Genomic DNA, 24,029 nt, shown 5'->3' with positions numbered 1-24,029 from the left:
GGGGACCGCCATGACGACACCCACGCGCACCGCCGCCGACCGGCGCGCCGGTGCCACGCGCGCCCCGGGCACCGGGCTGCGCCGCACCGTGCTCTACGCCACCCTGGTGGCGCTCGCCCTGGTCTTCCTGACCCCGCTGGTCTGGATGGTCATCACCTCGCTGAAGACCTACGCCGGCGCCCAGCAGATCCCGCCCACCTGGCTGCCCGATCCGGTCTCCGGGTACGGCTACGAGCAGATCGTCAACAACTCGGCGAACCCGGTGCTGCGCTGGTTCCTCAACAGCATGCTGGCCGCCACCCTGCACGCGCTGCTGGTGCTGGTGACCGCCTCGATGGCCGCGTACGCCCTGGCCCGGATGCGGTTCCGCGGCCGCGGGGTGACCTTCGCGCTGATCGTCGGGACGCTGTTCATCCCGCCGACCTCGCTGATCATCCCGAACTTCCTGATCGTCGACACGCTCGACTGGATCGACACCCTCACGGTGGTGATCGTGCCGGGCGCGGCCAGCGCGTTCGGGGTGTTCTTCCTGCGGCAGTTCTTCCTCTCCCTGCCCCGGGAGCTGGAGGAGGCCGCGGTGCTGGACGGCGCCAACCAGTGGCAGATCTTCCTCCGGGTGGTGCTGCCGCTGTCCAAGCCGGCGCTGGCCACCCTGGCGGTGCTGTCGTTCCTGACCAACTGGAACGACTTCCTCTGGCCGATCTTCGTGCTGTTCAGCCCCGAGATGCTCACCCTGCCGCCGGGCCTGGGCCTGCTCCAGGGCGCCTACGTGACCGACTACCCGGTGATCATGGCGGGTGCGGTGCTGGCCAGCGTGCCGGTGCTGATCCTCTTCGTGTTCGCCCAGCGGCACATCATCCAGGGTGTTTCCCGCAGCGGTCTGAAGGGATGATCGCCCGAGGGCGCGGCGCGGCGGCGGTCCTCGCCGCCGCGCTGCTCGCCGCCGGCTGCGGCGGCGCCGACGACCCGAAACCCACGAGCACCGGGAGCGACCCGAGCATGTTCACCAACCCGGTCGTACGCACCGACGCGCCTGACCCGCAGGCGATCCGGGTGGGCGACACCTGGTACCTGTTCCACACCAACGCCGGCGGCCGGAACGTCCCGGTGCTCAGCTCGCCCGACCTGGTGGACTGGACTCCGGTCGGCGACGCCCTGCCCGCCCTGCCCGGCTGGGCCGACGCCGGGAAGACCTGGGCCCCGGAGGCGATCCAACTCGCGCCGGACCGGTTCCTGCTCTACTACACGGTGGCCGGGCGCGAGTCGGGCCGGCAGTGCGTCGGGCGGGCGGTCGCCAGTACTCCGCAGGGGCCGTACCGGGACGACTCGACCGGGCCGCTGATCTGCCAGGCGGAGCAGGGCGGCTCGATCGACGCGAGCCCGTTCCGGGACACCGACGGCAGCCTGTGGCTGCTCTGGAAGAACGACGGCAACGCCATCGGGGTGGACACCTGGCTCTGGTCGCAGCGCCTGTCGGACGACGGGCTGCGCCTGGTCGGCGAGCCGACGAAGCTGCTCAAGCAGACCGAGCCGTGGGAGGGCAACCTGATCGAGGGCCCGTTCTTCCACCGCCAGGACGGCCGGCTGTACCTCTTCTTCGCCGCCAACGCCTACGACCGCGCCGAGTACGCCGAGGGCTACGCGGTCTGCGAGTCGCCCACCGGCCCGTGCGTGAAGGCCCCGGAGAACCCGATCCTGAAGTCGAACGAGGTGGCCTCCGGCCCCGGGCACGCCTCGATGGTGGTCAAGGACGGCCGCACCTGGCTGCTCTACCACGCCTGGCCGCCCGGCCAGGAGGGCAGCACCGACCCCGGCCGCCAGGTCTGGCTCGACGAGATCACCTGGCAGGACGGCAAACCCCGGGTCAACGGCCCCACCGCCGAGCCCCAGCAGAAGCCCTGACCAAGGACCCCGCGAAGGCAGGGCACTCAGCAGGCAGAACGGTCAGCGGAGAAACCGACAGCGCGGCACCCGACCCGATCGGGCGCCGCGCTGTCGCGTACACCAGGGAAGCGTGACCGACCAGCGGCGGGCGACCACCGAGGGGTTTCCGGGGAGCCCGGTCGGCGGAGGGATCAAGCCCTGACCGCCCGGAGCGGGCCGGGCTCCCCGGAAACCCCACCCGGAACCGGAATCCCACCGCGAAGATCAGACGGAAGCCGGTTCCGAGGCGGGCGCGGACGAGGACCGACGGGCGAGGCGGTTCCGCCGGTACCCGTAGCCGAAGTAGATGATCGCGCCGAGGAGCATCCAGGCGCCGAACCGCAGCCAGGTCTCCACCGACAGGTTGAGCATCAGGTAGAGGCAGGCCAGCGCCGAGACGATCGGCAGCACCGGGGAGAACGGCACGGTGAACGGCCGGTCCAGGTCCGGGCGCTTGCGGCGCAGGATCGGCACGGCGATCGACACCAGCACGAACGCGCAGAGCGCGCCGATGCTGACCAGGTCGGCCAACGCGGACAGCGGCAGGAAGCCGGCCAGCAGCGCGACCGCCACGGTCATGATGGCCGAGATCCGGTACGGGGTGCCCCAGCGCGGGTGCACCCTGGCGATCGACGGCGGGATCAGCCCGTCCCGGCTCATGGCGAAGCCGATCCGGCCCATCGCGACCAGGTCGACCAGGATGACGCTGGTCAGGCCGGCGACCGCGGCGATGGAGACGAGCACGGCGGCCCAGCCCGCGCCGACCGACTCGAACGCGGCGGCGATCGGCGCGCCCCGGTCGATCTCGGTGTACGGCACCATGCCGACCACCACCAGCGAGACGCCGACGTAGAGCACGGTGGAGACGAGCAGCGTGCCGAGCAGCCCGAGGGTCAGGTCCCGGCGCGGCCGGCGGGTCTCCTCGCCCAGGTTGGCCACCGCCTCGAAGCCGGTGTACGCGAAGAAGACCACCGCGGCGGCGCTGAGCACGCCGACGAACCCGAAGACCGAGGGCTCCAAGCCGAACAGCGCCTGGGTGACCGGCTGCTTGATGCCGTCCTCGCCACCGCTGGCGGGCTCGGACGCCGGGACGAACGGGGTCAGGTTGGCGGCCTTGACGAAGAACGCCCCGGCGAGCACGACGAAGACGCAGATGCCCACCTTGACCAGCACCAGCAGGTTGGTCAACCGGGCGGACTCCCGGATGCCGACGATGGCCACCACGCCGAGCAGCAGCACGATCCCGATGGCGCCGAGGTTGACCACGCTGCCGTCCTCGGCGAACCAGGCGGCGGGCAGGTCGAACAGTTCGGCGAGGTAGCCGGACCAGCCGCGGGCCACCACCGCCGCGCCGAGCGCGAACTCCAGCAGCAGGTCCCAGCCGATGATCCAGGCGACGATCTCGCCCATGGTCGCGTACGCGTAGGTGTAGGCGCTGCCGGCGGTCGGCACGCTGGAGGCGAGTTCGGCGTAGCAGAGCGCGGCGAGCAGCGCGACCACGCCGGCGATGGCGAAGGAGATCACCACGCCGGGGCCGGCGCTGTCCCGGGCCTCGATGCCGGTGAGGGTGAAGATGCCGGTGCCGATGACGATGCCGATGCCGAACCCGGTCAGGTCGAGCGCGCCGAGGCGCCGCTTGAGCCCGGGTCCGCCGTCGGCGCCGCCGGCCTGGCTCTGCGCCAGCACGTCCTTGATCGGTTTGGTACGCAGCACGGACACCCGGTCACCCCTCCCACCGCGCCGACCACCACGGTGGCGGCCGGTGACCGCCGTCGGTACCCAGAGCGGACCCCCGCCAACCGCCATCCTTCGGGTCAACCCGGTCAACACAGAAGGTGTGCCCGTGGTCACAGCGCGAAAGGTCACGCCGAGGGGCGGAGCGCCGCCTATCCGACGGACGGACCGAACCGGCCCGGACCCCTTGCGCGCGGCACTCCTGGTGTGAAAATTTCCTACCAGCGGTAGATAGCCGACGGCGAATCTTGCCGAGGGCGCCGCGATGAAACCTGCCACGGGATTCCCACGAAGGGACACACCGCATGAAGGCAACTCGGCTCGGAGCCGCCGGGCTGGCCGCGGCACTGCTCGGCGCGCTCGTCGCCGGCACCCCCGCGCACGCCACCGAAGCGGCGGCGACCGACGTCTCTGCCACCACCACCTGCGTCACCGACCCGGCCACGCCGAAGCGGCAGTTCCGGGCCATGTGGATCGCGTCCGTCACGAACATCGACTGGCCCACCAAGGCGTCCTGGACCGCGCCGGACCAGATCGCCGCCCAGAAGGCGGAATACCTGGGCTGGCTGGACCTGGCCGAGCGGCTGAACCACAACGCCGTCGTGGTCCAGGTGCGCCCGACCGCCGACGCGTTCTGGCCGTCCCCGCACGAGCCCTGGTCGGAGTACCTGACCGGGGTGCGCGGCAAGGACCCGGGCTGGGACCCGCTGGCCTTCGTGGTGGCGGAGGCGCACAAGCGCAACCTGGAGTTCCACGCCTGGTTCAACCCGTACCGGGTCTCCATGCCGGCCCCGAGCGGCGCCGGCGCGGACATCAACCAGCTCGCCCCGAACCACCCGGCGCGGCAGCACCCGGAGTGGACCTTCGCGTACCCGCCGGCCGGCGTCGCCGGCAGCCGGCTCTACTACAACCCCGGCGTCCCAGAGGTCCGCGAGTTCGTGCAGACCGCGATGATGGACGCGGTCAAGCGGTACGACATCGACGGCGTGCACTTCGACGACTACTTCTACCCGTACCCGAGCGGCACCCACCAGGTGCCCGACGACGCGACGTTCGCGGCGTACAACCGTGGCTTCACCAACAAGGCCGACTGGCGGCGGGACAACATCAACCTGCTCATCCAGGAGATGAACGCCAAGATCAAGGCCGAGAAGCCGTGGGTGAAGTTCGGCGTCAGCCCGTTCGGCATCTGGCGCAACGCCTCCGCCGACCCGCTCGGCTCGGACACCACCGGCAGCCAGTCGTACGACATCATCTCCGCGGACACCCGCAAGTGGGTCAAGGAGGAGTGGATCGACTACGTGGTGCCGCAGCTGTACTGGTACATCGGCCAGTACCCGGCCGCCGACTACGCCCGGCTGGTGCCGTGGTGGGCGGAGACCGTCCGCGGCACGAAGGTGCAGCTCTACATCGGACAGGCCGACTACAAGAGTGGCGACCCGGTCTACGGCTCGTTCTGGATGAACCCGCAGGAGCTGTCGAACCACCTGACGCTGAACCGGTCGCACCCGGAGGTGCTGGGTAACGTGCACTTCTCGGCGGTCCAGGTCCGGGCGAACCGGCTCGGCGCCACCGACATCTACGCCGCCGAGCACTACTCCCGTCCGGCGCTGATCCCGACCATGTCGCACCTGCCGGCCAAGCCCCTGCTCATGCCGGTGGTCACCGGGTCGGCCCGGGAGGACGCCGGGGTCCGGCTGCGCTGGCGGCAGCCGGCCGACGGGATGGGCCCGCTCGGCACCGCCACCTCGTACGCGATCTACCGCTTCGACGGCTACGACCTGGCCGGGAAGTGCGACGTCGCCGACGCCGCGCACCTGGTGGACACCGTCCGGGCCACCCCCGGCGCTGCGCAGTCCTGGGTGGACACCACCGCCGAGCCCGGCAAGCGCTACACGTACTACGTGACCGCGCTCGACCGGCTGGCGAACGAGAGCCCGCTCAGCCCGCCGCACTTCGTGCGCTGACCCACCGACCGAATGCCCCGGGCGTCACCGACGCCCGGGGCATTCGTCTGTTTCAACTCATGTCACCAATAGTTCACAGCGATACAAGATCCGGGGCGGACGACTCATCGACACTAATCGACACCCGGTAACCCGCCGGTAACAAGAGTTCCGCACACCCTCGCGGAGGTCCGCCATGCCCCGTCGCCTCGCCACCCTCCTCGCCTCGGGCGCGCTCGGTCTGCTGGTCGTGCTCGGCATCGCCAGCCCGGCCGCCGCCGTCACGCCGCAGCAGAAGCTCTCCGTGCTGTCCAGCTGGACCCAGACCAGCGCCACCAGTTACAACTCCTGGAACGCCGCCCGGCTGGACAAGAGCGCCTGGGCCGACTACGCGTTCGACTGGTCCACCGACTACTGCTCGTCCAGCCCGGACAACCCGCTCGGGTTCACCTTCAACCTGTCCTGCTACCGGCACGACTTCGGGTACCGCAACTACAAGGCGATGGGCCAGTTCCCGGCCAACAAGTCCCGGCTGGACAGCGCCTTCTACGAGGACCTGAAGCGGGTCTGCGCCCGGTACAACTCGGTCGTCCGGCCCGCCTGCTACAGCCTGGCCTGGACGTACTACCAGGCGGTCAGCATCTTCGGCTCGGTCGCCGCCGTCCAGCAGGCCGACATCGACCGCGCCGCCCGGATGAAGGCCGACGCCGAACGCCGCGCCGCCGCCCGCTCCTGACGCCCGGTGACGTCTCGTTGAGCGAGGGGTTCGCGCCCGGATCCCGCCGGAATCCGACGCGAACCCCTTGCTCGACCACGTCATGGCCGGGCCCGGGGGCAGGCGGGGTCAGGCGTGTTCGGTGTGCGGGGTGGGATGGCGGTGCGGGTCGGTGGCGGGGCGACGGGGCGCCGGGGTCGGGGTGCCGGTGGTGAACCGGGTCGAGTCGGCCGCCAGGTCGGGGTGCTCCACGCCGAGCGCGAGCGCCGCCGCCTCCTCCAGGCCCAGCTCGGCCCCCTCGCCGTACGCGTCGTCGAAGGCCGCGTCGCCCAGTTCCCCGCGCAGCTGCGCCTGCCGCTCCGCCCAGTACGGCCCGTAGATGCCCGGGGTGGCGCGGAGGTTGGCCCGGGTCGCCTGGGCCGCGCCGAAGAGCCGGGCGGCGGTCAGCGGCTCGCCGCCGGCCGCGCAGCGCACCGCCACCGCGTTCAGGGTGTCGCAGGCCCGGCCGTGGAAGCCGTGGCTCATCCGGGACCGGAGCGCCACCAGCAGGTGCTCGTGCGCGGCGATCAGGTCACCCCGGGCCAGGGCGACCATGCCGAGCAGCATGTCCACCGAGCGGCGGCCCCGCTCCACCGGGCGGGCCGCCTCGACCGGACGGGCGGCGCCGAGCAGCTCCGCCGCCTCGTCCAGCGCGCCCCGCCGCCAGAGCAGCTCGGCCAGCCCGAACACGGCGAACAGCGCGTCGCCCAGCACGTCCTGGCCGTGCGCCCACTCGATGACCTCCCGGCAGACCCGCTCGGCCTCGGCGAACTGTCCCATGTCGACCAGCGGGGCGGCCCGGCCGGCTAGCACCCGGGCCAGCAGGCCGGCGTCCCCGGCCTGCCGGGCCGCCGCCTCGGCCCGCTGCGAGAAGCGCAGCTCCTCGGCGAACTCGCCGTCCGCGCCGGCGTGCAGCGAGTGCATGTGGTAGGCCGCCGCCAGCTCCTCCTCCGGGATCGCCTCGCCGGTCTCCGCGATCCGGCCGTAGAGCCGGAACAGCCAGAGCCGCCCCTCCCGGGCCAGGCCCCGCTCCCGCCACCACTGGTCCAGCCCACCGGCCAGCCGCAGGCCGGCCCGGGCGCTGCCGCCGGTGGCGCACCAGCGCAGCGCGGCGCGCAGCTCGCCGGCGAGCGGGTCGAGGGCGTAGAGGGAGAGGGTGACCGGCCGGCCGTCCGGGCCGAGGTGGGCCCGCTCCAGCGCGTGCGTCGACCAGGCCACGTGCCGGTCCCGGGCGGCCTGCTCCTCCCCGGCCTCGGCCAGCCGGCGTGCCGCGTACGCCCGGATCGGGTCGAGCATCCGGTAGGTGCTGCCCGAGGCGCGCGGCTCGGCCAGCACCATCGACTTGTCCACCAGCACCGAGAGCGGGTCGAGCGGGTCGTCGCCGAGCAGCCACTCCACGGTGGCCAGGTCCACCGGGCCGGCGAAGACCGCCAGCCAGCGCAGCAGCCGGGCCGCCCGCGGCCCCAGCGTCCGGTAGGACCAGGTGACCGTGGCCTGCATGGTGAGGTGCCGCTCGGTGGCCGAGCGCTGCACCGCCCGGCTGGCCGGGGTCGGCGGCGTGGCGCCGGCCGCCGCCGCGACCAGGTCCACCGTGTCCTGCTGGTTGCCCGTCCAGCCACGCTCCACCGGGGGCGGCTCCGGGTCGTCCCGGCCGGCGTCGAGGGTGCCGAGCACGTCGTCGAGGCGCTCGGCGAGCTGCCCGACCGAGAGCACCCGCAGCCGCGCGGCGGCCAGTTCGATGGCGAGCGGCAACCCGTCCAACCGCTGCACCACCCGGCGCAGGTCGGCCGACTCGGCCGGGTCCGGCTGCCGGCCGCCGCGGGCCGCCGCCGTCCGGTCCAGCAGCAGCGCGACCGCGTCGCTCTCCGCGCCGTCTACCGGCGGGTCGACCGAGAGCGGCGGGATCCGCCAGACCACCTCGCCGGGCAGCCCGAAGGACTCCCGGCTGGTCGCCAGCACCCGCACGCCCACGCCCCCGGCGAGCAGCCGGGAGATCACGTCGGCCGAGGCGGCCGGCTGGGCGTCGCAGGTGTCCAGCACTACCAGCATCCGGCGGGCGGCGGCGTACTCGACAAGGGTCTCCACCATGGGCCGGCCGGGTTCGGGGCGCAGCCCGAGCACGGCGGCGATCGCGAACGCCACCAGCCCCGGGTCGGTGACGGTGGCGATGTCGACGAACCAGACCCCGTCCGGGTAGGTCTCCACCAGGTCGGTGGCGAGTTCCACCGCGAGCCGGGTCTTGCCCGCCCCGCCGGCACCCAGCACGGTGACCAGGCGGTGGTCCTCGACCAGCCGGCGCAGCTCGGCCCGCTCGGCCTGCCGGCCGACGAACGAGGTGACCTGGGTGGGCAGGTTGTGCGCCACCGCGTCAGCGGTACGCGGCCGCGGGAACTGCCGCTCCAGGCCCGGGGCCACCAACTGGAACAACCGCTCCCGGTCGTCGAAGCCGCGCAACCGGTGCAGCCCGAGGTCGAGCAGGGAGGCGCCGGTCGGCAGCGGGTCGGCGTGCCGGGCGGTGGCGGCCGAGCAGAGCACCTGACCGCCGTGCGCGGCGGCGGCGACCCGGGCCGCCCGGTGCACCTCGGGGCTGGCGTACTCGCCGTCGCGCGGCTCGGCCCAGCCGGTGTGCAGCCCCATCCGCACCCGGGGGGTGGCCTCCGCGGTGGGCCACTCGTGGTCGGCCAGCGCGCGCTGCGCGGTCAGGCACGCGGTGAGCGCCGCGGTGGCGTCGCCGAACGCCAGGAAGAAGGAATCGCCCTCGGTCAGCAGCTCCGCGCCCTCGGTCGCGGCGATCGTCCGGCGCAGCAGCCGGCGATGCTCGCGCAGCACCGGGCGGTAGTCCGGACCGAGCAGCTGGGCCAGCCGGGTCGAGCCTTCGATGTCGGTGAAGACGAAGGTCACCCACCCGGTCGGGAGGTGGATCCGTGGCGACATGCGTGGAACCTCCGCCCGTGACGTCGGGTTCATGCTGCCTGATACCGAGCCGTCACGCATCGTGAGAACGGCCGGGCAGGTTCCGACCCAAGGTGCCACTGGACCTCGACGCGGGCAAGCGCCACGGCCCGAGCGGACGGAATCAGCAGCCGCAGGCACCACCGCAGCAGCCACCGCCGCCACCCGCGGCGGGCCCGCCGCCGGGCGCGCCGGCGCCGCCCCGACCGGTCACCGCGACCGTCGAGAGCAGCTTGACCGTGTCGTCGTGCCCCTGCGGGCAGGAGGCCGGCTCGCCGGCCCGGATCATCGGACGGTTGACCTCGAAGGTGTCGCCGCAGGCGCGGCAACGGAACTCGTACCGGGGCATGGCACCAGGGTACGACCGGACCTGACTCTGGACGGGACATGGGTGATACTCGACGGGTGGTGGACGGCGAGGACAGATCGACCCATCGACCCCTGCGCCCGGCCGCGCCGCTCGACGGGCCGCTCGCCGGCTCGGGAGCCGCGCCGGACGAGCCGGCGACCCGGCTGCCCCGCCCGCGTCGTCCGTGGCTGAGATCCGCGGCCCCGGCCGACGCCCCGGCTGCGGCCGCCCCCGTGAAGCCGGGCGAGACGCAGGCCGGCGGGCGTGACACCGCCCCGCCCGCCGACGACCGGCCGGCGGCCGCCACCGACGGGCCGGACACCGGCGCCGCCGGCGACCCGGCCACCGCTGCCGGGCCGAAGCCGACCGACCGCGCGGACGCGGCCACCACGGTGGACGGTGGCGCGGACCCCACCGCCGCCCGGCCGGGCGACTCCGACGCCAGCACCGCTCGGCCGGACGGCCGCCCGGACACGGCCGCGACCAGGCCGGACGGCAGCGCCGACAGCGCCGCCACGGCGGACGGCGGCACGGACACCACCGCGACCAAGCCGGGTGACAACGCGGACGGCAGCAGCGCCGCCGCCCAGCCGGGCGAGGGCACCGCCAGGTCCGGTGACGGCGCGGGCACGTCCGAGGGCGCCGGGGGCGGCGCGACGACGGGGCGGCCGGCGGGAGCCCGGCGGCGCCGGGTGCCGTTCGCGCACGCCGTACGGCAGCCGCCGCACCGGATGGCGCTGACCGCCGCCCGGGCCACCCGGGACTGGTCGCGGCGCTCCAGCGGCCGGCTCACCCTGCCCGGGGTGTTCCTGCTCGCCCTGGTGCTGGCGACCGCCGCGGCCGGCGCCCTGGTGGTGCCCGCGACGGTCCGCGCGCCCCGTCCGGTGGCCGCCGACGACAGCGCCACCGCCACCCCGCCACCCGCGCAGCCGGGACTGCCCGGCGGCACGCCGCTGCCCACCGGGACGCTGCCGCCGGGCGGCACGCTGCCCACCGGGCCGGCGGTGGGAGCGGTGGCCACCGGCCGGCCGGCCGACGCGCTCGCCGCCTGGGCCCAGCAGGTCGGCCCGAAGGTCGGCATCTCGCCGGTCGCCATGCAGGCGTACGGCTACGCCGAGCTGGTGCTCGCCGAGACCAACCGCAGCTGCGGCCTGAGCTGGACCACGCTCGCCGCGATCGGGTTCGTCGAGTCCGGGCACGGCCAGGCCAACAACGCCAAGCTCGGCCCGGATGGCCGGGCGCTGCCCGAGATCATCGGGCTGCCGCTGGACGGGCAGGGCGGCCGGATGCGGATCGTCGACACCGACCGGGGCCAGTTGGACCGGGACACCACCTACGACCGGGCCATCGGGCCGATGCAGTTCATCCCGACCACCTGGCAGGAGATCGGCGCCGACGCGGACAACGACGGCCGCAAGGACCCGCACGACCTGGACGACGCCGCCCTGGCCGCCGGCAACTACCTCTGCAAGGGCGGCCGGAACCTCACCATCCCGGGCGACTGGTGGAACGCGATCCTGTCGTACAACGACGTCCGCCGCTACGCCCAGGACGTCTTCGACACCGCCAACCGCTACGGGCAGGCCAGCCGTACGTGAAGTGATCGTCCGCATACATTTGGAGAACTGGACACTTCCTTCGGGCAGCCGTTAGCGGCAAGCTAGACGGGTGATGGTGCGCGAGTGGGACCCCAGGACCGCGTCGTCCGCCGAGATCGCGTCGCTGCTGGACACGCTGAACGCGGTCCTCGCGGCCGATCTGCCGCAGGATCCGCCGTGGCGGGAGAGTTCCCTGCGTGAATACCTCTCCGAGGTGATGCCGGGCGAACGGCGCATCTCCTGGGTCGCCCAGGCCGAGCCGGGCGGCAACGGGGCGCCGGGGGCCATCCTGGGCCAGGTGCAGGTGCTGCTGCTCGGTGACATCGGCGTGCTGGAGGTGCTGGTGCACCCGTCGGTCCGGCGTTCCGGGCTGGGCCGTGACCTGGTGCGCGTCGCCGCCCGCCGGGTCTACCAGGAGGGCTTCCAGTCGATCGGGGTCGAGGTGGTGGGCGACACCCCGGCGGTGGCGTTCTACGAGGCGCTCGGCTTCACCCGGGAGTACGTCGAGACCCGCAGCGTGCTCGACCTGTCCACGGTGGACTGGGCCGAGCTGGCCGAGATGGCCACCGGCGTCGGCGCGGGCTACCACCTCGAGTTCTGCCCGGGCGGGCCGCCGGACGACCTGATCGAGGCGTACGCGCGGGCCAAGGCCGAGGTGCGCGACGTCGACGACGGCGAACTGCGCCCCAGCTCGTACGACCCGGAGCGGCTCCGGGACAGCCTGGACTGCCTGCACCGGCGCGGCATGAAGCCGTACATCGTGCTGGCCCTGCACGAGCAGAGCGGCGAGGTGGCCGGCCTGACCGAGGTGGTGGTGCCGGCGCAGCACCCCACCCGCGCCGACCAGTACGACACCATCGTGGTGCAGGACCACCGGGGCTACGGGATCGACCGCGCGATCAAGGCGCGGATGCTGCTGGAGCTGCGCTCCGCCGAGCCGGAGCTGGCCGAGGTGCAGACCTGGAACGCGCAGGCCAACGAGGCGATGCTCAAGGTCAACGCGGAACTGGGCTACCGTCCCGACCGCGACTGGTGCGAATACAGTGTCGACGTCGCCGACCTGGTGCACCGTCTCGACGCCGCGCGCTGACCGGAATTCACGAAACAGTCCGCCGGGGGATGGACGCTGGACAGCGACGCCCCTTAACGTGCGTTAGTTCCCGTCCACCCATCGTGGAGGCCCCATGCGCCCGCGCCGCACCTTCGCCGCGCTCGCGACAGCTGCCGCCGTCACCGCCACGGCCGTCGGCGTCGCACCCACCGCGGCCAGCGCCGCGCCCACCGACCTGTTCATCTCCGAGTACGTCGAGGGCTCGTCCAACAACAAGGCGATCGAGCTCTACAACGGCACCGGCGCCGCCATCGACCTGGCCGCCGGCGGATACCAGCTCCAGCTCTACTTCAACGGCTCCACCACGCCGACGAACATCCCGCTGACCGGCAGCGTGCCGGCCGGTGACGTCTTCGTCCTCGCCCACGCCTCCGCCGCGGCGGCGATCCTCGCCCAGGCCGACCAGACCACCACCACCGGGCTGTACAACGGGGACGACGCCGTCGTGCTGAGCCGCGGCGGCACCGTGCTCGACTCGCTCGGCCAGGTCGGCGTCGACCCGGGCGCCGAGTGGGGCAGTGGCCTGACCAGCACCGCCGACAACACCCTGCGCCGGCTGGCGAACGTCACCGCCGGCGACACCGACCCGGCCGACGCCTTCGACCCGGCCGCCCAGTGGGCCGGCTTCGCCACCGACACGTTCGACGGGCTCGGCGGGCACTCCGCGGGCGGCGGCCCGGTCGACGCACCGGCCACCCTGACCTGCGGCGGGGCGCTGGTCACCCCGGCCGGCACCGCGGCGACCCGCGAGGTCACCGCGACCGACACCGACGACCGGATCGTCGACCTGGCGGTCACCTCGGTCACCCCGACCCCGACCGCCGGCTCGATCAGCCGCACCGCGGTCACCCCGGCCGACGCGGTCGGCGGCACCGCCCGGGCCACCGTCACGGCGAGCGCCGACCTGGCCGCCGGGGCGTACACCGTCGTGCTGACCGCCACCGACGCCGACGGCGGCTCCGCCACCTGCACGCTCTCCGTGCAGGTCACCCGGGAGCTGACGGTCGGCGAGGTGCAGGGCCCGACCACCGACGGCGAGTCCGGCCCGACCGACCGGTCCCCGTACGCGCCGGCCAGCGGCAACGGCACCAGCAGCGCCCTCTACGACGTGCGCGGCGTGATCACCCAGCTGACCCTGGCCCGGGACTCCGCCGGGCGCGACCAGCACGGCTTCTTCCTGCAGAGCCGGGCCGACGCCGCCGACGGCGACCCGACCAGCTCCGACGGCATCTTCGTGTTCATGGGCTCGTTCACCTCGCTGATCGGCGGCTACGTGCCGACCGTGGGCGACGAGGTGGTGCTCCGCGCCCGGGTGTCGGAGTACTTCAGCATGACCCAGCTCTCCAGCGCCTCGCTGGTACGCCGGATCGCCACCGGGGTCGACATGGACACCGCCGTCGAGGTCACCGACGCGGTGCCCCCGGCCGACCTGGCCGCCGCGGGCCGGTTCTGGGAGCGGCACGAGGGCGCCCGGCTACGGGTGCGCGCCGGCAGCGGCGCGGTCAGCGGGCGGGACGTCTTCGCCTCCACCGCCGACGCCGAGCTCTGGGTGGTCGACCGGGACGACCCGCTGCTCGACCGCGCCGACCCGTACGCCCGCCGGGTGTTCCGCGACGCCCACCCGCTGGACAACGACCCCGCCCGCCGCTTCGACGACGGCAACGGCCAGCGGATCATGCTCGGCAGCATGGGCGTGAAGGGCAGCACCGGGGACAGCGGCGCGCTGCTGCCGCCGGCGCACACCTTCGACACGCTCGGCGCCGACGCGGTGGGCGGCCTCTACTACTCCTTCGAGAAGTACGGCGTGCAGGTCGAGCGGGCCGAGTTCGCCGGCGGCACCGACCCGTCGACGAACCACCCGCCGCAGCCGGCCAACCGGTCGGAGGAGGTCGCCGTCGCGACCTACAACGTGGAGAACCTGTACGACTTCCGGGACGACCCGTTCGACGGCTGCGACTTCGCCGGCAACGCCGGCTGCGCCGGGGTGAGCCCGCCGTTCGACTACGTGCCGGCCAGCGAGCAGGAGTACCGCGACCAGCTCGCCGCGCTCGCCGACCAGATCACCACCGACCTGCACAGCCCGGACCTGATCCTGGTGCAGGAGGCCGAGGACCAGGACATCTGCGCGGTGGCCGGCGGGCAGCTCGCCTGCGGCGGCACGAACAACGCCGACGGCGCGCCGGACAGCCTGCAGGACCTGGCGCTGACCATCGCGGCGGCCGGCGGTCCCGCCTACGCCGCCGCGTACGACCGGACGGGCGCGGACGCCCGGGGCATCACCGCCGCCTTCCTCTACCGCACCGACCGGGTGGCGCTGGCCGAGGCCACCGCCACCGACCCGCTGCTGGGCTCGGCGCCGACCGTGCGGTACCGCGCGCCGGGGCTGGCCAGCAACGCGGACGTGCAGAACCCGAAGGCGCTCAACGCGGTGCTGCCGGCCGACGTGGACACCTCCACCGGGCGGGACGGCAACAACGTCTTCACCCGCGCCCCGCAGCTCGGCAGGTTCACCGTGGCCGCGGCGCCGGGTTCGACCGAGCGGTTCACCCTCTGGGCGGCCAGCAACCACTACTCGTCCGGCCCGGACAGCCGGGTCGGGCAGCGCCGGGAGCAGGCCGCGTACGGGGCCGCCATCGTCACCGCGATCGAGGCGGCGGACCCGAACGCCCGGGTGGTGTACGGCGGGGACCTGAACGTCTTCCCCCGCCCGGACGACCCGATCGCCACCGCTGACCGGCCGACCCCGTCGGACCAGCTCGCCCCGCTCTACGACGCGGGCCTGCGCAACCTCTGGGAGGACCTGCTCGCCGAGGCGCCGTCGTCGGCCTACTCGTACAGCTTCGAGGGGCAGGCGCAGACGCTGGACCACCTCTTCGTCAACGAGGCGCTGCACCGGGACCTGGTGCAGGTGCGGGCCGCGCACATCAACGCCGACTGGCCGGCGGCGCACCCCGGTGACGGCACCCGCGGCTCCAGCGACCACGACCCGCAGGTGGCCCGGTTCCGCTCCCGGGCCGCGCTGAGCGTCGGGAACGTCGCGGTGGCCGAGGGCGACAAGGGCACCACCCCGCTCACCTTCACCGTGACCGTCTCCCGGCCGCTCTCCGAGCCGGTGCTGCTCTGCGCCGCGACCATCGGCCTCACCGCCCGGTCCGGCCAGGACTACGACCCGTACGTCGGCTGCCGCACGCTGGCCGCCGGGCAGACCTCGCTGGCCTTCCCGGTGACCGTACGCGGCGACCGGAAGGCGGAGCCGGACGAGAAGCTCACCCTGGTGGTGGGCGGCGTGCCGGGGCTGCGGCTGGCCGACCCGGTCGCCACCGGCACCATCTCGAACGACGACTGACCCACCCGCACCGACAGACGACGGCCCGCCGCCTCCTGGGCGGCGGGCCGTCATCGATGGTGGCGAACTACCGCGTGAGAAGGGCGGTGCGGGCTCGGCTCAGTAGCGCTGGCGGAGCAGTTGGGCGGCCTCGACCGCCCAGTAGCTGAGGATGATCTGCGCGCCGGCGCGGCGGATCGAGGTGAGCGTCTCCAGCATCACCCGCTCCCGGTCGATCCAGCCGTTCGCGGCGGCCGCCTCGACCATCGCGTACTCGCCGGAGACCTGGTAGGCGGCGACCGGGACGTCGACCGCCGCGCGGACCGCGGAGACCACGTCGAGGTACGGCAGCGCCGGCTTGACCATCACCATGTCGGCGCCCTCGGCGACGTCCAGCGCCACCTCGCGCAGCGACTCCCGCAGGTTGGCCGGGTCCTGCTGGTAGGCACGCCGGTCGCCCTCCAGCGCCGACTCCACCGCGTCACGGAACGGGCCGAAGAACGCCGAGGCGTACTTGACCGCGTACGCCAGCACGGCGACGTCGGTGTGCCCGGCGGCGTCGAGCGCCTTGCGGACCACCCCGACCTGGCCGTCCATCATCCCGGACGGCCCGACCACGCCCACCCCGGCGGCGGCCTGGGCCACCGCCATCTCGGCGTACGCCGCCAGGGTGGCGTCGTTGTCCACCTCGCCGTCCTGGGTGAGCAGGCCGCAGTGCCCGTGCGAGGTGAACTCGTCCAGGCAGAGGTCGCTCATCACCACGGTGGCGTCGCCCACCTCGGAGACCACGTCCCGGATGGCCACGTTGAGGATGCCGTTCGGGTCGATCCCGCCGGAGCCCTCCGGGTCCCGCTGCGCCGGCACCCCGAACAGCATGATCCCGCCGACGCCGGCCTGGACCGCCTCGACCGCCGCCTTGCGCAGCGAGTCGCGGGAGTGCTGGAGCACGCCCGGCAGCGAGGCGATCGCCCGCGGCTCGGTCAGCCCCTCCTTGACGAACATCGGCACGACCAGCTCGGCCGGGTCGAGGCGGGTCTCGGAGACCAACCGCCGCAGCGCCGCCGTGCGGCGCAGCCGGCGGGGCCGGATCTCGGGGTACGGCATGCGGACCTCCTGCTGCGACTACCGGAAGCGGAGGGCGGTCGGCCCCTGCACCTTCGAGCCGCGGCGCTGCTTCGCCGGCATGGCGGCGAGCTTCTCGCGCAGCTCGACGGCGTAGGCGGCGAGCGCCTCCACCAGGTCGGGCACCGAGGCGTGCGGCGGCTGGACGTCGACCCGCAGGCCGAACTCCGTCGCGGTCTCCGCCGTCTTGGGCCCGATGACGGCAACAACGGTACGCGCGTGCGGCTTCCCGGCGATGCCGACCAGGTTCCGGACCGTGGAGGACGAGGTGAAGAGCACCGCGTCGAAGCCGCCCGACTTGATCGCGTCGCGGATCTCGGCCGGCGGCGGGGCGGCCCGGACGGTCCGGTAGGCGGTCACGTCGTCGACCTCCCAGCCGCGCTCGGTGAGCCCGGCGGCGAGCGTCTCGGTGGCGATGTCGGCGCGCGGCAGCAGCACCCGGCCGACCGGGTCGAGCACCTCGTCGTGCGGCGAGAACTCGGCCAGCAGCCCCTCGGAGGACTGCTCCCCGGACGGGATCAGCTCCGGCTGGATGCCGAACGCGCGGACGGCGTCGGCGGTCGCGTCGCCGATGCAGGCGATCTTGACGCCCCCGAAGTGCCGGGCGTCCAGGCCGTGCTCGGCGAACTTCTCCCAGACCGCGCGCACCGCGTTCACCGAGGTGAAGATCACCCAGGCGTACCGGCCGTCGACCAGGCCCTTGACCGCCCGCTCCATCTGGGCCGGGGTGCGCGGCGGCTCCACGGCGATGGTCGGCACCTCGCACGGGATGGCCCCGTACGCGCGCAGCCGGGCGCTCATCACGCCGGCCTGCTCCTTGGTCCGCGGGACCAGCACCTTCCAGCCGTACAGCGGCCGGTTCTCCCACCAGCTGAGCTTGTCCCGCTGGGTGACGCCGGCGCCGACGGTGAGCACCACCCGGCCGGTGAAGCCGAGCGCCGCGGCGACGAAGCTGTCCACGGTCGACGTGGTGGTGTACTGCGTCTCCCCGGTGCCGTCGCCGGTCACCCCGACGGCGGTGGCGCCGTCCACCCCGGCGGAGAGCAGGCCGTCCCGGATCGCGGCGAGGTCACCGGCGTCCACGGCCAGCGCCAGCGAGCCCCGGCCGACGGCCGCCGCCAGCGCCTCGAAGTCCAGCGTGCTGACGTCCTCGACGTCGGCCGCGGTGCGTACGCCCGGCAGCGGCACACCGGCGTAGGTGGCCACCCCCTCGGCCTGACCGACCCCCGGCACCACCTCGAAGTGCGCGGCGGTACGCGCCACCGCCTGCACCTCCTTGACCACCGAGTCGTGCCCGAACGGGTCGCCGGCGACCAGGTGCACGGCGTTCAGCCCGGAGCGGGCGGCCGAGATCAGCACCTTCGCCACGTCACCCGGCGCGCCCTCGGCCGGCGTGAACTGGGCGTCGGTCTTGGCCTGGGCGCGGACGGCGTCGAGCAGCGACTCGGGGACTCCCCGGTCGTACACCACCTGGTCGGCGTCGACCAGGGCGTCGTGCGCCCGACGGGTCAGCAGGCCCGGGTCGCCGGGACCGGCCCCGACGAACGCGATGCGGCCTACGGGCTTACGGGTGCGGGTCATTCTGTGCTCCCAAATTGCTGGGTCCCCGGGCCGGTGGGTCCTGCTTGGCCGAGGATCGAGTCGGCGCCGAGGTCGAGGAGTTCGGCGGCGAGTGCCTTGCCGATCTCCGCCGCGTCGGCGGGCGTACCGGTGCGGGACAGCCGGAGGTCACGGGTACCGTCCGGGCTGATCACCGCCCCGCGCAGGTAGATCTCTTCGCCGGCGTCGCCCTCGGCGAGCTCGGCGTAGGCGGCGACGGGTGCGCTGCACCCGGCCTCCAGGGTGGCCAGGAACGCCCGCTCCGCGACGACAGCGGCGCGCGACGGTGCGTGGTCGAGCACGGCCAGCAGCTCGACCAGGTCCGGGTCGTCGACCCGGCACTCCACCGCCAGCGCGCCCTGGGCGGGCGCGGGCAGCATCAGCATCGGGTCGAGCGTCTCGGTGACCACGTCGGTACGACCCAGCCGGGCCAGGCCGGCACGGGCCAGCACGACGGCGTCCAGGTCGGCCTCCGGGCCGAGGACCCGCGCCAGGCGGGTGTCCACGTTGCCCCGGATCGGGGTGACCTCCAGCTGCATGCCGAGGGCGTGCAGCTGGGCGATGCGGCGCAGCGCTCCGGTGCCGACGACCGCGCCGGGCGGCAGCTCGGTGAGCGTCCGGCCGTCGCGGGCGACCAGCGCGTCGCGCGGGTCCTGCCGCGGCGGCACGGCGGCGACGTGCAGCCCGGGCGCCGCCGCGCTGGGCAGGTCCTTGTAGGAGTGCACGGCGAAGTCGATGGTCCGCGCGGCGAGCGCGTCGCGCAGCGCGGAGACGAAGACACCGACCCCGAGCCGGTGCACCGGCGCGGCCGAGCGGTCGCCGGCGGTGACCACCTCGACCAGCTCGACCGGGCGCCCGGTGGCGGCGGTCAGGGCCTCGGCGACGTGGCCGGACTGGGCCATCGCCAGTTTGCTGCCCCGGGTACCGAGGCGCAGGGGCGTGCTCATCGCTCACCTCCGGCGGGTGGGAGGGCGTCGGTGGCGCCGAACGCCGGGGTGACGTCGGAGTCCACGACGTCGGGGACGGTGTCGACCGGGGAGGTCTGCGGCACCTGGAGGTCGAACAGCTCGCGCAGCAGCGCCGCGTACTGGTCGCCGCCCGGCTCCGCGGCCAGCTGGCGGACCCGCACGGTGGGCTGGTGCAGCAGCCGCTGGACCACCCGGTGCACCGTCCGGGCCACCTCGGCCCGCTGGTCGTCGGTCAGGTCGGGGCGGCGCTGGGCGAGCCGGCGCAGCTCGGCGGTGACCACGTCGTCGGCGCGCCCGCGCAGGGCGGCCACGGTCGGCGCCACGTCCGCCCCGCGCAGCCAGGTGAGGAAGCCCTCCACCTCGGCGGCGACGATCCGCTCCACGGCGGCGGCGTCGGCGGCGGCCGGCCCGTCGGCGAGCAGCGCGGCCATCCGGTCGATGTCGATCACCTCGACGCCGGGCAGCTCCGCGACGCCGGGTTCGACGTCACGCGGGACGGCCAGGTCGAGCAGGATCAGCGGGCCACGCTCGGGGTCGCGGTCGGCCAGCGCCCGGGTCACCACGTCGCGGGTGAGGACCGGTTCGGTGGCCGCGGTGGCGGCCACTACGATGTCCACTGTGGAGAGCGTGGCGGTCAGCTCGGCCATCGGGGCGGCGGCGGCGCCGTACGACTCGGCCAGCCGGACGGCCCGGTCGGCCCCCCGGTTGGTCACGGTGAGCGGCCCGGCGCCCAGCCGGGAGAGGGTCGCCACGCCGAGCGACCCCATCGCGCCGGCCCCGACCACCAGCGCCGGGCGGCCGGTCAGCGCGCCGTCGAGGTGGCCGGCGGCCAGCTCCAGCGCGGCGGTGACCACGCTCTGGCCGGCCCGGTCGATGCCGGTCTCCGCGTGGGCCCGCTTGCCCACCCGCAGCGCCTGCTGCATCAGCTCGTGCAGCAGCCGGCCGGCGGTGTCCGCCCCGCTCGCCCAGTGGTAGGCGTCACGGAGCTGGCCGAGGATCTGCGCCTCGCCCACCACCATCGAGTCCAGCCCGGCGGCGACCCGGAAGACGTGGTCGACGGCGGCGGCGTCGTAGTGCACGTAGAGGTGGTTGGCGAGCGTGGCGGGCGGGCTGCCGGCCTGCTCGGCCAGAACGGCGCAGATGTCACCGAGGCCGCCGTGGAAACCGGACACCGCGGCGTAGACCTCCACCCGGTTGCAGGTGGAGACCAGCACGGCCTCGGTCACGTACGGCTGCGCGACCAGGCGGTCCAGGGTGCGGGTGAGCTCGGCGGGAGCCACCGCGAGCCGCTCCAGGGTGGCGACCGGAGCGGTGCGGTACGACGCGCCGACGACGAGCAGTTTCACGTGCCGATCGCCTCCTGGGTGTCGGTCACCGCGAGCCCGCCCGGCAGGGCGGTGAGGGCGGACCCACCGGTGGCGGGAAGCGCGGTCAGCGACGCCTTGCGGTGCTCGTGGAAGGACAGGATCTGCAGCTCGATGGCGAGGTCGACCTTGCGCACGTCGACCCCCTCCGGCACCGAGAGTACGCACGGCGCGAAGTTCAGGATGCTCGTCACACCGACCGCGACGAGCTGGTCGGCGACCCGCTGGGCGGCCGCGGCGGGGGTGGCGATCACGCCGATCGCGATGGACTCCGCGGCGGCGACCCGGGGCAGCTCGTCGACGTGCTGGACGACCAGGCCGTTGATCTCCTCGCCGACCCGCGCCGGGTCCGCGTCGAAGAGCGCGGCGATCCGGAAGCCGCGGCTGGCGAAGCCGTCGTAGCCGGCCAGGGCGTGACCGAGGTTACCCACGCCGACCAGGGCGACCGCCCGGCGCTGGGTGAGCCCGAGCACGAACTCGATCTGGTCGATCAGCAGCGCCACGTCGTAGCCGACCCCGCGGGTGCCGTACGAGCCGAGGTGGGACAGGTCCTTGCGCAGCTTCGCGGAGTTGACCCCGGCGGCGCTGGCCAGCCCCTCGCTGGACACCGTCTCGTGACCTGTTTCGGCGAGATTGTGCAGGGCACGTAGGTATTCGGGGAGCCGCGCGACCGTCGCCTCGGGCAGGTCAGGTAGCGCCGGTACGGCACCGGCGCGACCGGGCGCGCCAGGGTGACGGTGCTGACTCATGAGACTCCGTGCGGTGCGATCCTCGTCCAGCTCCAGTGGCCGGCCGTTTCGGGACTCCCGCTGGCGACCGAGGTTGCCGGCTGTGCTAGCAGGGCGCGTCGGAATTACAGAGTAGGCGCTTGTGAACGCACGCACAAATCGCGATCTTGAAAGCTCGCGACGCGGCTCCACCAGGCCCTCCATTCCGCAAGATCGATCCGGCCACCGTGCCGGCGCCGCTCGGCGATTATTGCTCAATTACGACTTCTCTGACCAATCGCGCGAGCGCGCGTCGCCGACCCGATCGGCACGCCGACCGCCCGCCGAGGTGCGGGTAGGGCCAGCCCTACGTCGGAAACGGCGGCCCGCGGGATGGGTGGAGACCCACCCCGCTGCCTAGCCTCGTGCCATGACCGCCGTTCCCGCCGCCGCCGACCAGCCGGCCCTGGCCCCGACCATCTCCCGCCAGCTCTTCATCGACTCCGGGTACGTCCTGCTCGGTCTCCCGCTCGCGCTGGCCAGCTTCGTGGTGCTCATCGTGGGCCTCGCCGCCGGCCTCGGGCTGGTGGTGACCGTGATCGGCCTGCCCATCCTCAGCGGCACCCTCTACGCGGCCCGCGGGCTGGCCGACATCGAGCGGCTGCGGCTGCCCGCCGTGCTGCGACAGGCGCGGATCCGGCCGCAGTACCGGCTCGCCGAGCCCGGCGCGAGCGCCTGGCGGCGGATCTTCGTGCCGATGGGCGACGCCCAGTCCTGGCTCGACCTGGCGCACGGCATCCTCAAGCTGGTGGTCGCCGTGATCGGCTTCGTGGTCACGCTGACCTGGTGGGCCGGCGCGGTCGCCGGCTCCCTCTACTGGGCGTACGACTGGGCGCTGCCGCACGGCGACCCGGAGGACGTCGAGCTCCCCCAGCTCCTCGGCCTCGGCGACTCGACCACCGCCCGGATCGGCCTGCACACCGCGATCGGGCTGTTCTTCCTGATCACCCTGCCGATCGTGGTCCGCGGCTGCGCGCTGATGGAGGCCAGCTTCGGCCGGGCGATGCTCACCGGGGTGGCCGAGATGCGCAACCGGATCACCGTGCTGGAGGAGCAGAAGCGGGCCGCCGTGTCGGCCGAGGCGAGCGCGCTGCGCCGGCTGGAGCGGGACATCCACGACGGCCCGCAGCAACGCCTGGTCCGGCTGGCGATGGACCTGAGCCGGGCCCGCCAGCAGCTCGCCTCCGACCCGGAGGCGGCCGGACGGACGCTGGACGAGGCGGTCGCCCAGACCCGCGAGACGCTCGCCGAGCTACGCGCGCTGTCCCGGGGCATCGCACCGCCGATCCTGGTCGACCGCGGGCTGCCCAGCGCCCTCGCCGCGCTGGCCGGGCGCGGGCTGATCCCGATCGAGCTGCGGGTGGACCGGGACCTCGGCACGGCGGACGGCCGGCTCGACCCGGCGATGGAGAGCACGGCGTACTTCGTGGTGGCCGAGGCGCTGACCAACGTCGCCAAGCACAGCCGGGCCACCGAGTGCCAGGTCACGGTGGCCCGGCAGGACCAGCGGCTGGTGGTGGCCGTGGGCGACGACGGCCAGGGCGGGGCGCACCTGGCCAAGGGGCACGGGCTGGTCGGCATCGCCGACCGGGTCCGCGCCGCCGGCGGCCGGCTGGACGTGATCAGCCCGGCCGGCGGCCCCACCGAGGTCCGCGCGGAACTCCCGCTGTGAGCCCGGTCGCTCCGTCCCGGGGTACGCCGTGCCTTCCGCCGCGGTCGGCGGGGTGCGGCAGGTCGGGGGTGGCGGACCGGCCGGCCGCACGGTGCTTCCCCGGGACGGTGGGGCGCACGTGGTAGACAACGACACCATGCGGATCGTGATCGCGGACGACGCCGTCCTCCTGCGGGAGGGGCTGATCCGGCTGCTCAGCGAGCGGGGGCACGAGGTGGTGGCCGCGGTCGGCGACGGCGAGGCGCTGGTCGAGGCGGTGGTGGCCCACCGGCCCGACGTGTCGATCGTCGACGTCCGGATGCCGCCCTCGCACACCGACGAGGGGCTGCGCGCCGCGGTGGAGGCCCGGCGGCTGGTGCCGCGGACGCCGATCCTGGTGCTCTCCCAGTACGTCGAGGTCTCGTACGCCGACGACCTGCTCGCCACCACCGGGGCCGGCGGCGGCGGGATCGGCTACCTGCTCAAGGACCGGGTGGCCGCGATCGACGAGTTCCTCGACGCGCTGGACCGGGTGGCCGCCGGCGGCACGGTGCTCGACCCGGAGGTGGTCGGCCAGCTCTTCGCCCGGCGCCGCCGCGACGACCCGCTGCGCGAGCTGACCCCCCGGGAACGGGAGGTGCTCGGGCTGATGGCCGAGGGCCGCTCCAACACCGCCATCGCCCGGACCCTGGTGGTCAGCGACGGCGCGGTGGAGAAGCACGTCCGCAACATCTTCACCAAGCTCAACCTCCCCCCCGACACCGAACAACACCGCCGAGTCCTAGCCGTCCTCACCTACCTCCGCAACTAACCCCCTCCCCCTCCCCTCCCCCCGGTCGACCCCGTTGATCATGAGGTTAGCGGCG

The 24,029-nt window shown here is 74.0% G+C and carries 17 protein-coding genes; 9 read left to right on the top strand and 8 right to left on the bottom strand.

Annotated features, from left to right (window positions below; all coding sequences use genetic code 11):
* Positions 1-10 precede the first annotated feature (10 nt).
* Both SM577_RS05010 and SM577_RS05005 read left to right on the top strand, forming a co-directional pair.
* Positions 11-892, top strand: a complete 882-nt coding sequence (locus tag SM577_RS05010; protein WP_474586389.1) for a carbohydrate ABC transporter permease — start codon at positions 11-13, stop codon at positions 890-892.
* Entirely contained in the window at positions 889-1,902 is a 1,014-nt protein-coding gene (locus SM577_RS05005) for a glycoside hydrolase family 43 protein (RefSeq protein WP_474581437.1), read from the top strand. The genes SM577_RS05010 and SM577_RS05005 overlap by 4 nt, the downstream gene beginning before the upstream one ends.
* 246 nt (positions 1,903-2,148) lie before the next feature.
* Here the strand turns inward: SM577_RS05005 and SM577_RS05000 are convergent, their stop codons facing one another.
* On the bottom strand, positions 2,149-3,642 hold the full coding sequence (locus tag SM577_RS05000) for an amino acid permease (protein ID WP_474586388.1): 1,494 nt from the start codon (positions 3,640-3,642) through the stop codon (positions 2,149-2,151).
* 320 nt (positions 3,643-3,962) lie between these two features.
* On the opposite strand from SM577_RS05000, the gene SM577_RS04995 reads away from it, so the two are divergent.
* Together SM577_RS04995 and SM577_RS04990 are read left to right on the top strand one after the other, a co-directional pair.
* Positions 3,963-5,624, top strand: a complete 1,662-nt coding sequence (locus tag SM577_RS04995) for a glycoside hydrolase family 10-like protein (RefSeq protein ID WP_474586387.1) — start codon at positions 3,963-3,965, stop codon at positions 5,622-5,624.
* Positions 5,625-5,799: 175 nt separating this feature from the next.
* The gene (locus SM577_RS04990) at positions 5,800-6,339 is read left to right on the top strand and encodes a phospholipase (protein ID WP_474581435.1); all 540 of its coding nucleotides are present in this window, start codon (positions 5,800-5,802) and stop codon (positions 6,337-6,339) included.
* 108 nt (positions 6,340-6,447) lie between these two features.
* Here the strand turns inward: SM577_RS04990 and SM577_RS04985 are convergent, their stop codons facing one another.
* Together SM577_RS04985 and SM577_RS04980 are read right to left on the bottom strand one after the other, a co-directional pair.
* On the bottom strand, positions 6,448-9,291 hold the full coding sequence (locus SM577_RS04985; RefSeq protein ID WP_302919623.1) for an ATP-binding protein: 2,844 nt from the start codon (positions 9,289-9,291) through the stop codon (positions 6,448-6,450).
* 142 nt (positions 9,292-9,433) lie between these two features.
* Positions 9,434-9,658 (bottom strand): FmdB family zinc ribbon protein, encoded by a 225-nt coding sequence (locus SM577_RS04980; RefSeq protein WP_302919624.1) that lies wholly within the window; start codon positions 9,656-9,658, stop codon positions 9,434-9,436.
* Positions 9,659-9,696: 38 nt separating this feature from the next.
* Between SM577_RS04980 and SM577_RS04975 the strand changes: the two genes are divergently transcribed.
* The 3 genes from SM577_RS04975 (at position 9,697) to SM577_RS04965 (ending at position 15,713) form a co-directional block, all read left to right on the top strand.
* Positions 9,697-11,256 (top strand): lytic transglycosylase domain-containing protein, encoded by a 1,560-nt coding sequence (locus SM577_RS04975; RefSeq protein ID WP_474586386.1) that lies wholly within the window; start codon positions 9,697-9,699, stop codon positions 11,254-11,256.
* 73 nt (positions 11,257-11,329) lie between these two features.
* Positions 11,330-12,346 (top strand): GNAT family N-acetyltransferase, encoded by a 1,017-nt coding sequence (locus SM577_RS04970; RefSeq protein WP_302919696.1) that lies wholly within the window; start codon positions 11,330-11,332, stop codon positions 12,344-12,346.
* A 94-nt stretch (positions 12,347-12,440) separates the two neighbouring features.
* A complete protein-coding gene (locus SM577_RS04965) occupies positions 12,441-15,713 on the top strand; it encodes a lamin tail domain-containing protein (protein ID WP_474586385.1) in 3,273 nt (1,090 codons plus the stop codon).
* A gap of 99 nt (positions 15,714-15,812) precedes the next feature.
* Here SM577_RS04965 and hemB read toward each other — a convergent pair whose 3' ends face one another.
* Genes hemB through SM577_RS04940 form a run of 5 tightly spaced genes read right to left on the bottom strand, consistent with a single transcriptional unit; the run spans position 15,813 to position 21,494 of the window.
* On the bottom strand, positions 15,813-16,796 hold the full coding sequence (gene hemB / locus SM577_RS04960; protein ID WP_302919627.1) for a porphobilinogen synthase: 984 nt from the start codon (positions 16,794-16,796) through the stop codon (positions 15,813-15,815).
* Positions 16,797-16,814: 18 nt separating this feature from the next.
* Complete coding sequence (locus SM577_RS04955) at positions 16,815-18,395, bottom strand: bifunctional uroporphyrinogen-III C-methyltransferase/uroporphyrinogen-III synthase (protein WP_302919628.1); 1,581 nt, start codon at positions 18,393-18,395, stop codon at positions 16,815-16,817.
* Complete coding sequence (hemC, locus tag SM577_RS04950) at positions 18,392-19,360, bottom strand: hydroxymethylbilane synthase (RefSeq protein ID WP_302919629.1); 969 nt, start codon at positions 19,358-19,360, stop codon at positions 18,392-18,394. The genes SM577_RS04955 and hemC overlap by 4 nt, the downstream gene beginning before the upstream one ends.
* Positions 19,357-20,727: a glutamyl-tRNA reductase gene (locus SM577_RS04945; RefSeq protein WP_302919630.1), complete on the bottom strand. Its 1,371-nt coding sequence runs from the start codon at positions 20,725-20,727 to the stop codon at positions 19,357-19,359. The genes hemC and SM577_RS04945 overlap by 4 nt, the downstream gene beginning before the upstream one ends.
* The gene (locus SM577_RS04940; protein WP_302919631.1) at positions 20,724-21,494 is read right to left on the bottom strand and encodes a redox-sensing transcriptional repressor Rex; all 771 of its coding nucleotides are present in this window, start codon (positions 21,492-21,494) and stop codon (positions 20,724-20,726) included. Before SM577_RS04940 ends, SM577_RS04945 begins: the two co-directional genes overlap by 4 nt.
* Before the next feature lie 388 nt (positions 21,495-21,882).
* Between SM577_RS04940 and SM577_RS04935 the strand changes: the two genes are divergently transcribed.
* Positions 21,883-23,184 (top strand): sensor histidine kinase, encoded by a 1,302-nt coding sequence (locus SM577_RS04935; RefSeq protein WP_302919632.1) that lies wholly within the window; start codon positions 21,883-21,885, stop codon positions 23,182-23,184.
* Positions 23,185-23,320: 136 nt separating this feature from the next.
* A complete protein-coding gene (locus SM577_RS04930; protein WP_474586450.1) occupies positions 23,321-23,974 on the top strand; it encodes a response regulator transcription factor in 654 nt (217 codons plus the stop codon).
* Positions 23,975-24,029 lie beyond the last annotated feature (55 nt).

The organism is Micromonospora desertarenae, assembly GCF_056150265.1.
The sequence above is the reverse complement of the archived record's forward strand: the minus strand, read 5'-3'. Positions and strand labels throughout refer to the sequence as shown.